The 12,086-nt window shown below is 65.6% G+C and carries 11 protein-coding genes and 2 pseudogenes; 10 read left to right on the top strand and 3 right to left on the bottom strand.

The features are described 5' to 3' along the window. Nucleotides 1-164: 164 nt before the first annotated feature. Nucleotides 165-1,196, bottom strand: a pseudogene (locus AB0I41_RS25620) (transposase family protein). Nucleotides 1,197-1,329: 133 nt separating this feature from the next. Here AB0I41_RS25620 and AB0I41_RS25615 point away from each other — a divergent pair. Then, nucleotides 1,330-1,707 carry a nuclear transport factor 2 family protein gene (locus AB0I41_RS25615; protein ID WP_357112426.1) on the top strand — a complete coding sequence of 126 codons (378 nt, stop codon included), beginning with the start codon at nt 1,330-1,332 and terminating at the stop codon, nt 1,705-1,707. A gap of 71 nt (nt 1,708-1,778) precedes the next feature. Here the strand turns inward: AB0I41_RS25615 and AB0I41_RS25610 are convergent, their stop codons facing one another. Next, on the bottom strand, nt 1,779-2,900 hold the full coding sequence (locus tag AB0I41_RS25610) for an IS630 family transposase (protein WP_357112423.1): 1,122 nt from the start codon (nt 2,898-2,900) through the stop codon (nt 1,779-1,781). 184 nt (nt 2,901-3,084) lie between these two features. On the opposite strand from AB0I41_RS25610, the pseudogene AB0I41_RS25605 reads away from it, so the two are divergent. After that, a pseudogene (locus AB0I41_RS25605) lies at nt 3,085-3,273 on the top strand (IS66 family transposase); the annotation flags it as partial. 29 nt (nt 3,274-3,302) lie between these two features. On the opposite strand, the gene AB0I41_RS25600 reads toward AB0I41_RS25605, so the two are convergent. Further along, nucleotides 3,303-4,274 (bottom strand): LacI family DNA-binding transcriptional regulator, encoded by a 972-nt coding sequence (locus tag AB0I41_RS25600; RefSeq protein WP_357112419.1) that lies wholly within the window; start codon nt 4,272-4,274, stop codon nt 3,303-3,305. A gap of 173 nt (nt 4,275-4,447) precedes the next feature. On the opposite strand from AB0I41_RS25600, the gene AB0I41_RS25595 reads away from it, so the two are divergent. Genes AB0I41_RS25595 through AB0I41_RS25560 form a run of 8 tightly spaced genes read left to right on the top strand, consistent with a single transcriptional unit; the run spans nt 4,448 to nt 12,069 of the window. Continuing rightward, nucleotides 4,448-5,422, top strand: a complete 975-nt coding sequence (locus tag AB0I41_RS25595; protein ID WP_357112417.1) for a substrate-binding domain-containing protein — start codon at nt 4,448-4,450, stop codon at nt 5,420-5,422. A 37-nt stretch (nt 5,423-5,459) separates the two neighbouring features. Then, nucleotides 5,460-6,230: an ATP-binding cassette domain-containing protein gene (locus AB0I41_RS25590; protein ID WP_357112415.1), complete on the top strand. Its 771-nt coding sequence runs from the start codon at nt 5,460-5,462 to the stop codon at nt 6,228-6,230. 4 nt (nt 6,231-6,234) lie between these two features. Continuing rightward, complete coding sequence (locus tag AB0I41_RS25585) at nt 6,235-7,230, top strand: ABC transporter permease (protein WP_357112412.1); 996 nt, start codon at nt 6,235-6,237, stop codon at nt 7,228-7,230. Next, on the top strand, nt 7,227-8,273 hold the full coding sequence (locus AB0I41_RS25580; RefSeq protein WP_357112410.1) for a hypothetical protein: 1,047 nt from the start codon (nt 7,227-7,229) through the stop codon (nt 8,271-8,273). Before AB0I41_RS25585 ends, AB0I41_RS25580 begins: the two co-directional genes overlap by 4 nt. A 1-nt stretch (nt 8,274) precedes the next feature. After that, nucleotides 8,275-9,030: a glutamine amidotransferase gene (locus AB0I41_RS25575; protein ID WP_357112407.1), complete on the top strand. Its 756-nt coding sequence runs from the start codon at nt 8,275-8,277 to the stop codon at nt 9,028-9,030. Continuing rightward, nucleotides 9,030-9,977 carry a nucleoside hydrolase gene (locus AB0I41_RS25570; RefSeq protein ID WP_357112404.1) on the top strand — a complete coding sequence of 316 codons (948 nt, stop codon included), beginning with the start codon at nt 9,030-9,032 and terminating at the stop codon, nt 9,975-9,977. The genes AB0I41_RS25575 and AB0I41_RS25570 overlap by 1 nt, the downstream gene beginning before the upstream one ends. Next, nucleotides 9,974-10,918, top strand: coding sequence for a ribokinase (locus AB0I41_RS25565; protein WP_357112402.1), 945 nt, complete (start codon nt 9,974-9,976; stop codon nt 10,916-10,918). Before AB0I41_RS25570 ends, AB0I41_RS25565 begins: the two co-directional genes overlap by 4 nt. Beyond that, nucleotides 10,915-12,069 carry a M20 family metallopeptidase gene (locus tag AB0I41_RS25560; protein WP_357112399.1) on the top strand — a complete coding sequence of 385 codons (1,155 nt, stop codon included), beginning with the start codon at nt 10,915-10,917 and terminating at the stop codon, nt 12,067-12,069. The genes AB0I41_RS25565 and AB0I41_RS25560 overlap by 4 nt, the downstream gene beginning before the upstream one ends. Nucleotides 12,070-12,086: the final 17 nt, after the last annotated feature.

The raw sequence follows: 12,086 nt of genomic DNA, 5'->3' as shown, positions 1-12,086 counted from the left end.
AGCCGGTCCGGCGCGCCGCACGCAGCGTCGCTGCGCCCTTGACGGGAGAAACCGGGCAATAGAGGGTCTTTACGAGCTGGCGTCGTGATCTTCACCCGGTGGTCCCGATCTTCACCCGGTCGGGTCGCGCCCCTTGGGGGCTCGCGCTCGTCATGTGGTGGGAGTCAGGGCCCCGGAGTGTTCCGTGATTGTCCGTTTTGATCATGGGATGCGGTGGAGGGGGTGAGGGCGGCTGCGGGGGTGGTGTGGGCGCGGCGGGCGCTGGCGGTGTTGGCCCAGCCGGTGAGGCGGAACGTGCTGCGGATGATGTCGCGGAGGGCGGCCCTGACGGCGGGGGTGTGGTGGGTGCGGGTGTGGCTGGCGTCTTCGCCGAAAGTGACGTCGCGGATCCAGTGGACGCTGTTCTCGATGGTCCAGTGTTCGCGGGCCCAGGCGGCGATTTCTTTGGGTCAGGCCTGGTGGGTGGGCAGGTCCGTGATTGCGTAGACAACCTCGGGGGTCCACTTCTTCGTGCCCGGCTGGCGGCGTCGGCGGCGGATCCGCACGACCTGGCGGGCGTGGGGGAACAGCAGATCATCCACGGTGACGACCTCGGGAATCTCGTTGGTCTTCGCGCCGATCTGGCGGGCCGCGACAGTGACCGCGTCGGCGTGACGCACGGCGGACAAGATGAACATCTGGCTGCCGTCGGGGCGTTTGGCGCCGCGAAGACACTTGCCGTCCACGGCGATGGCGGCGCGGCGCGGCGGGTCGGCTGTGACGGCGCGGTGAGCACGGCGTTGCTCCCGCTCCACCACACCGTCCGGCGTCAGCGGGGCGGGTCCGGGTCTGGCGAGGGTGGCCAGGTACCCGAATCCGACGGCGGTCAGATCAGTCGGATCAACTCTGCTGTAGGCGTCGCGCAGGGTCCGCTCGTCCGGGACCCGGTAGCGGCCCGTGAACGGATTGAACGGGCAGCCCAGCCGGCGAAGTTCCCGCTGGTCACAACGGCGAACCCACTCCGCGATCGCGGTCAGAGAGTTATGGCCGACCGCGCTCATCGCGCAGACACCAATCGCGAGCAGGGTCGCCAACGCGTACCGCACGCCACGCGGGTCACGAGGGTCAGTCACCCCCGCCAACCGGTCGAGCAGCCCGTCGGAAGTGGTCGACCCAGGTGCCGCGGAGACAGCCGCGGCGCGACCCGCCGAGACCATGAGCGATGATGACACGGCGAGCACGGCACCCCTTGCGGATCTTGAAGCCTAGTGCTGTGACCGGGATGGTTCACCGTGATCGGAAGGCGGCTCGTGGGACGAGCGCACGCGAAACGGCTGGTATTACTAGGGCATGCAGGAAGAGACCGCACGCTCCGCGATCGACACGTTCATCTCCGCGTTCAACGCCTCGGACGACAGCTATGTGACTGCCCTGCTCTCCCAGGCCCTGACCTCAGACGTGGTCTTCTGGGGACCGTTGGGTCGCAGCGAAGGAATCGCGGCGGTCGAGCGGTTCGTGCTGGACATCCGGCGCCACCCGGCGGGGACCGGCACGATGGTGCGCTGCTCAGCGGTGGACATGCCTGACGAATGGGCCCGGTACCAGTGGCTCTTCACCACGCCTGATGGAGGCCCCCGCCTGGCGGGAACGGACGTCGTCCATCTGCGACGGAGCCTCATCGACCAGGTCATCGTCTTCGCGGGGGAGATCGAGCCGTCCGCCTCCTGAGTCATCCTTCTGTCGCTGTCCTTCTCCTGAACTTGCCCCTTCGGCGTTCGGGAGCTGCGGTTCGCGGTTGGTCAGGCTGCGGTGTTGAGGGGGCGTCCGCCCCAGCGGATGCCCTTCTCGCTGCGGATGCGGGCGCGTTCCTTGCGTTGGGCGGCGAGTACGTCGGGGTGGCGGGCGTTGGTGTTGCGCCAGCGCAGGTAGCGGTGCAGTGCCTGGGTTTGCGCGGGGTGGCTGCGGTGGTGGGAGTTGGCCAGGGTGAACTGCCGCAGCGGGCCGAAGTGGGTCTCGATCGGGTTGGCCCAGGAAGCGTAGGTCGGGGTGAAGCACAGCTCGACCTTGTTCTTCTTCGCCCAGCGGCGGATGTCCACGCCGGTGTGGGCGGAGAGGTTGTCCAGGATGATGTAGATCGGGGCGCCGTCGGGTCGGGCGGCGCGGATCAACTTGAGCGCGGCCAGGGTGTTGGCGGTGCCCTTGCGGCGGCGGTTGACGCCCCACAGGCGGTCGTCGCCCACGGAGTAGCAGCCGTGGAAGTAGGTGACGCCATGGGTGCGGCGGTAGGTCGCCGGCAGCCGGTTTGGCTTGCCCTGCTTCGCCCAGCAGGAGCCTGCGGTGGGCCGGATCCCCAGGGGCCCGAACTCGTCGAAGGCGAAAGCCCGGTCCGGGAAGCGTTCCAGCACCTGCTCGATCCGGTCGAGCTTGGCGTCGCGATCAGGGTCGGGTGACTCCTTCCTGGTCTTGGTGCGCTGGAAGGTGATGCCGCGGCGCCGGAGCAGGCACCGTAAGGCTTCACGGCCGATGCGGATGACACGTCCGTGCACTTTCCGCAGGTAGGCGGCGAGTTTGCGGATCGACCAGCGGGTGAAGGGCTGGCCGAGCTTGCTGGGGCGAGTGGTGGCCGTCCGGATGACGAAGTCCTCGTCGTCACGACTGAGTAGGCGGGGACGGCCTCCCGCCCACTGAGGGTCCAGGCAGGTCAGGCCGATCTCGTTGAAGCGGTGGATCACATCGCGCACGGTGTCCTCGTCGGCCTGGACCAGCTGGGCGATCACCGGCACCCGGTTCCCACCCGCCGAGGCGAGCAGCATCATCGCGCGCCGGTAGCGCACCGAACTCGTGCTACCCCGGCGCACGATCTGCTGCAGCTTCTGCCCCTCCTGGTCGGTCAGTCTGCGTACACGGACAGGCTCAGCCACCGCGCCTCCAGCGATCGGATCGGACGTCACCGCACATCCAACCGTCGCGACCACCAACCCGGCGAACCTTCCCGGTCAGAGCACTAGACAACTCCATAATCCACAGGTGCCGTTCTCGCCCTACACCGGGCACCAGCCAAGATCAGGCCAAAGAGGACATCCGCGGACTACTCCGGGGCCCTGCGCCGAACGGGACCTCCGCATGGTCAAACTCCGGCAGAAGATCAGCGGCGGGCTATGCACCTGGGCCGGCGCCGAGACGTTCTGCGCGATCCGCAGCTACCTGTCCACCCCGCGTAAACAGGGCATCAACGCTCTGGAAGCCCTCACCCGCCTCCACAACGGACAGACCTGGATACCCCAAACCGGCTGAGCAGTTACCCCGGAACTCGCGAGTGCAGGTCATGCCGGGCTCGATTCGCCGATGACCAGTTCAGGCGCAATCCGCACCAGTGTGTGCCGGTCTGCCGATGTAGCGGTGTTGATGAGATTGAGTATCGTACGCCCGATCTCCTCTACGGGCTGGCGAACCGTGGTCAGGGTGGGATGAGCCAGGCGAGCAACCCCGATCCCGTCGAAGCCGATAACCCGGAAGTCCTCTGGTACGCGATGGCCGAGTGACTGCAGACGGCCAAGCAAACCGAGGCCGATGATGTCTGCGGCTGTAACGACAGTCGCAGATCTAAACCCGTCGGCAAGTAGCCGCTGTGCTGCGTCTTGGCCCCAGCCGAAGTCGAAGGTGCCGAGGTAGGTAGGGTGCTCCCCGAAATGCGACCGAAACCCCTCGAGTCGCTCGTGACCGGAGGATGACTCGGTCGACGCGCCCACGTAGACAACGGGCTGGCGCTTCTGGTCGACGCAGGCGCTCACGTGGCCTTCTACGAGCCGCATTCCCTCGTGGTTGTCGCAGCCGACGAAGTGAACGTCGACATCGGAGACTCTGCGGTCGAGCTGGATTGTCAGCGTGGACTCGGCGGCGAGAGCGACGCTTACAGAGCTCTCGGACTCATGGCACGGGATGATGACGAGCGTGTCGACCTGCCGGCCCAGGAAGGACTCGATGCCCCGTCTCTCGATCCGTAGATCGTCGTCTGCGCTGAACACCAATACATCGATGCCCGACCCGTCGAACGTGCGTGACAGGTGCTGCGCCAGGGACGAGAAGAAGGGGTTGTCCAGGTCAGGAACGAGCAGCCCCAGGGTCGACGTTCGGCCCTTCCTGAGCGCCCGGCCGACGAGGTTCACCTTGTAGCCAAGATCGCGTGCGGCGCCGAGGACCAGACGTCTCAAGTCTTCTGCGACGGGCCGCGATCCGCTTAGCACTCTCGACACGGTCGCCGTCGATACTCCCGCGCGGGCGGCGACATCGGCCATGGTCACGTGCTGGGCAGAAAGTTGTGCTAGTGGATCTATCCGGTCAGCGCCCACTGCCAAGGTTCCTCCTCGTCGACCAGCGTCCGTTACCAAAACGTGACTGGCGGACCGTGTCGTCGCGAGTATCTTACGCACACCGGCAATCGATTACCCAGATCCTCGTTGGAGGCCTCATGACATACGAGAGAGCGTCTCTCGGCCGACTTGCGCTCACCATGTCCACGGCCGGGGCACTACTGCTCACGGGCGCGTGCAGCACGGGGAACGAGCCAGCGGCTTCGTCCGGCGGACAAACCGCGGCTGGCGGCAAGTGCGTGATCGGGATGACTCAGATCAACCAGACCGCGGCGTTCTTCACCCAGATGAACGAGGGTGCCCAGGAAGCGGCCAAGTCGGCGGGATGCGAGTTGAACATCGCCAACGCCAACAACGACTCGGCCAAGCAGAGCAGCGACATCGAGAACTTCGTCACGCAGGGTGTCAGCGGCATCATCGTCGTCGCCATCGACGTCAACGGGGTGTTGCCGGCAGTGAAGGCCGCCCGCAACAAGGGCATCAAGGTGGTCGCCATCGACGCCAAGCTTGAAGAAGGCTCGGTCGAGACGTTCGTGGGCGTCGACAACGAGAAGGCCGGAAAGGAGGCGGCTGACTGGGCGATCCAGCACGGTCTTGTCAAGGGCAAGAAATATGGTGTCGTCGACGCGAAGAACTCCTTCATCCAGAATCAGCGTGAGGACAGCTTCCGCAAGGCTGCCGATGCCGGCGGGGCTGTTTACACCCAGAGCGTCAGTGGCGACAACGTGCAGGAGAAGGCTGCGACGGCAGCTCAGAATCTCGTTACGGCCGTACCGAACCTTGACTTTGTCTACACGACAGGCGAGCCGGCCACGGTGGGTGCCACGAGCGCGCTCGGCGCATCGAGCAAGACGAAGATTATCGGCTGGGACCTCACCAAGGAGGTCATCGCGGGGATCGACAGCGGTGTTGTCACGGCGGTTGTCCAGCAGAACCCCAGGCAAGAGGGCGTCGAGGCTGTCAACGAGCTGAAAGCGATCCTCGGAGGTGCCACCCCCAAGGGCTTCATTGATGTCCCGATCACGATCGTGACCAAGGACAACGTCGAGACCTACAAGGCGATCTTTCCCTGATTCGCAGCAACCAATTTGATGGAAGGCCGACCCCCTGATGACTGAGATCGCAACGACGCACGGCCGCACCGCTCATGATGGTCCACCGCGGGTACACATGCGCGGGATCAACAAGTCGTATGGCGCGCTCGAGGTGCTGAAGGGGGTCGACCTGCAAATCGCCCCCGGCGAAGTCGTGGGTCTGGTGGGAGACAACGGCGCGGGCAAGTCGACGCTGATGAAGATGCTGGCCGGTGCTGAGACCCCGGACGGTGGTCAGATCCTCATCGATGGCGCGGAGATGACGGGCGCGGGTCCCCGCGTCGCCCGTGCTCATGGGATCGAGATGGTCTACCAGGATCTGGCGCTTTGCGACCACCTCGATGTCACGGCAAACCTATTCCTCGGCCGCGAGAAATACCACCCTGTTACGCGGCGCCTCGCTAGCGATCAGATGCACCGTGAGGCGGCCGAGGAACTCAAGAAGCTCCACATCCGGATCACCAATACCCGGCAGGAAGTCGGCAAGATGTCCGGCGGCCAGCGGCAGGCGATCGCCATCGCCCGAGCGGTGACGTTCGACCCGAAGGTCCTCGTACTCGACGAACCAACCGCCGCTCTCGCGGCCAAAGAGGTCGAGATGGTCCTCCAGTTGATCGGAGACGTCTCCAAGCGCGGGGTGAGCGTCGTGCTTATTACGCACCGGCTCCAAGACCTCTTCGAGGTCGCCGACCGCTTCGTCGTTCTCTACGAGGGTGTCATCCATCAGGAACTTCAGCCCTCGAAGAGTGATCTTGCACAGCTCGTAAACGCGATGATGGGAAAGTGAACCAGTGATCACGACCGCCGCCCGGCCCACACGCTTCTTGAGGGGGTCACGTATCGAGTTCGTTGGCCGCCACTTGGGACTGTTGTCGATATCCGTGGTATTCGTCGCGCTGTTCGTATTCTTCAGCGCGCGCGCCGACGCTTTCCTGACCGCCGATAACCTTGTCAATGTTGCCCGGCAAATCGCACCAACAGTTGTAGTCGCCATGGGGATGACCTACGTCATCACGACTGGTGCCATCGATCTGTCAGTCGGCTCGATCGTCGGGCTCACCGCGTCAGCGCTTGCACTCTTCGCCCAGAGCGGCAACCCTGTCGTCGCTCTGGTGCTCACACTTGCGATCGGCGCAGCAATCGGCGTCATCAATGGCGCTCTCACCGCGTTCGGCAGGCTCCAGTCCTTCATCGTCACTCTCGCGGCCCTAACCGCTGTCCGCGGCATCGCCCTACTCATCACCCAGGGCTACAGCACGCCCATCGACTCGACCTTCCTGCTCCCACTCGGCAACGGAAAGCTTCTCGGTCTTTACACCCCGACCTGGATCGCCATCGGTGCAATCGCGATCGCGTGGTACGTCTTCACCCACACTCGCTTTGGCCGCTACATCGTGGCCGTCGGCTCGAACGCAGAGTCCCTGCGCCGTTCCGGTGTCGATATCCGACGCATCCAGATGGCCGCTCTGGTGATCACCGGAGTCCTCGCGTCGGTGGCTGGGATCATCACGGCAACACGGCTCGCCAGCGGGTCGTCGAACTCGGGCACCATGTTCGAGCTCGAGGTCATCACCGCAGTCGTTCTCGGAGGAACGAGTCTCATGGGCGGCCGTGGCTCGGTCATCGGGTCCGCGATCGGCGCCCTCACCCTCGGCATCATCAGCAACGGTCTGGTGCTGCTCCAGGTCAACGTGTACTGGGTGCCGATCGTGCAGGGCGCCATCCTCGTCGTCGCAATCTTCCTCAACAGCAAGCTGTTCAGCCGGCTCGTGGGATCGCGCCGATGACGAAGGTCATGTCTGTCTGCGGACCGGTGGACAGCACCGAGCTCGGTGTCACCCTCACTCACGAGCACATCTTCAACGACGTCTCCTCCTGGGGGCACCCGACCCGCTCACGTGGATGGGATGCGGAAGATCTCGCCAGCCGACCGGTGACCATGGACCTTTTATGGGACCTCAAGCACGACCCATTCGCGAACCGGGACAACTGCCGCCTGGACGACGAGGCGCTCGCGATCGCCGAAGTAGCACGTTATGCCGCCCAGGGCGGTTCCACGATCATCGAGACCACGGGCCTCGGGCTGGGTCGCGATCTGGCCCGCCTAAAGAGGGTCAGTGAACAGACTGGGGTGACGATCATCGCCGGGACGGGGTTCTACCTCGACGGCGCCCAGCCTTCGGATGTCAAGGGTCTGCCGGCGGAGCGCATCGCCGAGATCATCGTTCATGACGTGCTCGAGGGCGAGGACGGCATCCGTCCGGGGATCATCGGGGAGATCGGCGTCGGGAGCGAGTTCACGCCTGCTGAGCGGGCAAGCCTCCGTGGGGCCTTGATCGCCCAGCGACACACCGGCCTGCCGATTCAGGTGCACCTGCCAGCGTGGTTCCGCCGCGCCGACGAGGTCCTCGACATCGCCGAGGAGCACGACGTCGATCCGAGGCACCTCGTCCTCTGCCACATGGGGCCGTCCGGCGACGACCTTGCCTACCAGGAGCATCTGCTGCGCCGGGGAGTCCACGTCCAGTACGACATGATCGGGATGGAGGTCTTCTACGCGGACCAGGATGTCCAGTGCCCGTCCGATGAAGAGAACGCCATCTGGCTGTGCCGGCTTGCGGAGCGGGGCCACCTCGGTCAGCTGCTCGTTTCGCAGGACATCTTCCTCAAGTCGCTCCTGCGCCACTATGGCGGCCCGGGCTACGCCCACATCCTCCAGTACTTCGTCCCGAGGCTGCTCCGCCTCGGGATGACCCAGCGCGAAATCGACAAGTTGCTCGTGGAGAATCCACGGGCGCTCTTCACCACCACTGATCAAAGGGAGAACTGACATGGCACGGGTGCTGCTCGCTGGCGAGAGCTGGATCTCGCAGTCCGTCCATTTCAAGGGCTTCGATAGCTTTTCGTCGACAACCTTCCACACCGGCGCCGACGACTTCATCGCGGCTGCCGCCAAGGAGGGCATCAGCATCGAGCAGATTTATGCCCACGACGTGCCGGAGAAGTTCCCGCGCACCGTCGAGGCACTCTCGGCGTACGACGTGGTGATTCTGTCGGACATCGGTTACAACTCGTTCGTCCTGCCGAACCAGACCTGGCTGCAGGGCCAGAAGAGCGACAACCCGCTCGTTAGCCTGGCCGAGTGGACCAGGGCCGGCGGCGGGCTCATGATGGCCGGAGGCTACCTCAGCTTCCAAGGCTTCCAGGCGCGGGCCAACTTCGCCCGCAGCCCGATCGCTGAAGTTCTCCCGGTCGACATGCTGATCGGCGACGACCGTGCCGAAACTCCCGAAGGTTCCGCCTGCGTGGTGGTTGCCCCGGAGCATGAGATTGCCAAGGTGTGGGCCGGCACCGCTCCGGAGCTTCTCGGCTACAACGTCGTAACGGCGAAGCCGGATGCCGAGGTCGTTGCAACGGTCGGCAACGACGTCCTGATCGCCACAAGGCAGGTCGGCAAGGGCCGCTCGCTCGTGTGGACCTCCGACATCGGCCCGCACTGGTGCCCCGCCGAGTTCCTCACGTGGGAGGGCTTCGCGCCTGTCGTTGGTGCCATGCTGCGGTGGCTTGGCGCTGGCAGGAACGCGTGATGGCCGGCAAGCCGGTCATCATCGACTGTGACCCCGGGCACGACGACGCCGTCGCCCTGCTCTTGGCCGTCGGCTCCGATGCCATCGACCTGCGCGCCGTCACGACGACCTTTGGTAACTGCTCGGTCGAGGACGCCACCCGCAACGCCCTGCAGATCCTCACGCTCGCTGGCGCGACCGACGTCCCGGTTGCGCGGGGAGCGGCAGGAGCGCTGAGCGGGCTATCGACTCTGGGCAACTACGTGCATGGCGCAAGCGGACTCGACGGGCCACCGATGCCGGCCCCGGCCTTCGACATCGTGGAGGAGCCGGCACCCGCGATGATGCGGCGGGTCATCGAGAAGAGCTCGGAGCCGGTCACCGTCGTCGCAACCGGCCCGATCACCAACGTCGCACAGCTGCTGTTGGACTCGCCGGAGTCGAAGGAGGGCATCCGCGAAATCATCTTCATGGGCGGCTCGACCGAGCGGGGCAACCATACGCCGACGGCAGAGTTCAACACATACGCCGATCCGGAGGCTCTTGACGTCGTCCTGCAGTCCGGCCTGCCGGTCCGGATGGTCGGTCTCAACCTCACGCACCAGGCCCTCGCGGCTCCCGCCGTCGTCGAGCGGATGGCCGCGATGCATCACACGGTCGGTCAAACCTGTGCTGCATGGATGGGGTTCTTCGGAGCTTCCTACAACCGGATCTGGGAGTTCGACGCGCCCCCGGTGCACGACCCATGCACCGTTGCGGCACTCATCGACCGTGACGTCATCGGATGGCGTGAAGCGTTCGTGGCGGTCGAGCTCGAGGGAAAGTGGACGCGCGGCACGACCGTGGTCGACCTCCACGGACGGTATCGGGAGCAGGCGCCCAACGCCAAGGTTGCGATCACCCTCGATGCCGAGCGCTACTGGGATCTCGTTCTCAAGAGCGTCGATCGGCTCGGGAGGCAGTCATGAATGATCCGGTCACCGCGGAGCCCGGCCGGATCAGGGTGATCGGTTCCCTCAACGTTGACCTCACTCTGCGGGTGGCTACTCTTCCCGTTCCGGGAGAAACGATCCTCACCAGCGGCCGGGCCCAAGCCTTCGGGGGCAAGGGCGGCAATCAGGCGGTCGCCGTGGCCACCCTTGGGGGCGACGTCGAGTTGATCGGTGTCGTCGGTGGCGATGCGGACGGCCGGCGCTACCTCGACAATCTCCGGCAACGACGCGTCCAGGTGAGCGGCGTTGAGGTAAAAGGCGCGGCGGAGACCGGTGTGGCGATCGTCCTCGTCGATAAGACGGGGGAAAACCTGATCGCCGTGCACCCGGGCGCCAACGCAGCCCTCGACCCGGGATGGGTACGAGACCAGGTCCGTGAACGGCATGCGTCCGTCACGATCGCCCAGCTCGAGGTGCCGGTCGAGGCGCTCGAGGCCGCAGCCACGGCGCTGCCAACCAGCGAGACCTTTGTGCTCAACCCTGCCCCGATGGTGGCGACCCCGACGGTTCTTGCGGGATTACTCAGCCGCGCTGACATCCTCGTCCCCAACAGGAAGGAACTCGGCCAACTTGCTGGTCTTTCCGAGCCGACCAGCCTGATCGAGGTCGACCGGTGTGTTGAGCGACTCGCCTTCACCGGCACCATCGTCGTCACGCTGGGTGGCGAGGGCGCGGTCGTGTACGAACCGGACCAGCCACGACGGCACCACCCGGCGCCGACCGTGAAGCCGGTTGACACCAGCGGTGCCGGTGACGCCTTCTGCGGTGCGCTCGCGGTAGCCCTCGCCCACGGGTCTGGGCTGGATGAGGCCGTCGCCTGGTCGGTCGAGGTCGCCAGCCGCAGCACACTCGTCGCCGGCGCCCAACTGCCGCCTGACTTCGCCGCACCGGCGCTGCCAGTCAAGAGCGCGACATGAGCGGCCGACTCGAACAGGCAAGGGCGCTGCAGGGGTGGATGTCCGGGCACCGCCGACACCTCCACCGGCACCCCGAGATCGGGCTCGACCTGCCGCGGACGCATGACTACCTCGAGGGCGTGCTCACGGGGCTCGGCCTGGGCGTGGAGCGACACGACGGGGCCGGCCTCACTGTTGCAATACCCGGTTCGGCACCCGACGGGGTGGTCTCGGTGCTCCGCGCGGACATGGACGCCCTTCCGGTCGAGGAGCGGAGCGATGTGGAGTTCCGCTCCACCATCCCCGACGCGATGCACGCCTGCGGCCATGACCTTCACATGGCGATGCTCCTCGGTGCTGCCAGCGTCATGACCGTGCACCCGCCGCGCCGCGACGCGGTCCTTGCGTTTCAGCCAGGAGAGGAGTCCGACCGTGGCGCGCTAGGGACGCTGCGGCATGACAACCTCCAGATCGACAGCCCCGCCACCGCCTTCGCGATTCACGTCCATGCCCTCGAGCCGGTGGGTGCAATTTTGCACCGACCCGGTCCGTTCATGGCAATTGGGGACTGGTTTGCTGTCGATGTGACCGGGCCCGGCGGTCATGCGAGCCAGCCGCACCTGGCGGGCAATCCGATCGAGGCGGCGGCGGACTTCACGACCGGCCTCCGGTCGCTCGTTGCAGAACTCGGCGTTGACGAGCACGTTGTCGCGACAGTCACTGAGTGCCTGATGGGCAACACTGTCAATGTGATCCCCGCCAAAGGCCGACTTCGGGGGACGATCCGCACGCTCAGCCCAGACCATCGGGCAGCGCTGATCGCCGGAATGCGGGACCTGGTTACCGTCGTCGCAGAGCGGCTCGGGCTGGATGCCAGCCTCGTCCTTCACGAGGGCTATCCCGCAGTCATCAACGACGCGGACTACATCGACCGGCTGACCACCCGCCTATCCTCCACAGATCTTGGGGCGATGCTCAAGCCCATGACAAGGCCGTCGATGGTGACCGAGGACTTCTCGTACTTCCTGCAGCGCTGGCCGGGCGCCATGGTCTACCTTGGCGCGAACGTCTCCGGGCACTCAGCGTTCAACCATGCTGATGATGTCGTGTACCACGAGGATGCGCTCGCCATCGGTGCAGCACTGCACCTGGAGGCTGCGGACGGCGTCTGAGTAACGGGCCATCTCAG

The sequence above is a fragment of the Micromonospora sp. NPDC050200 genome, assembly GCF_040656135.1.
Lineage (GTDB): Bacteria > Actinomycetota > Actinomycetes > Mycobacteriales > Micromonosporaceae > Micromonospora.
Note: the sequence above shows the minus strand (reverse complement) of the source record. Positions and strands in the feature narration are given on the sequence as shown.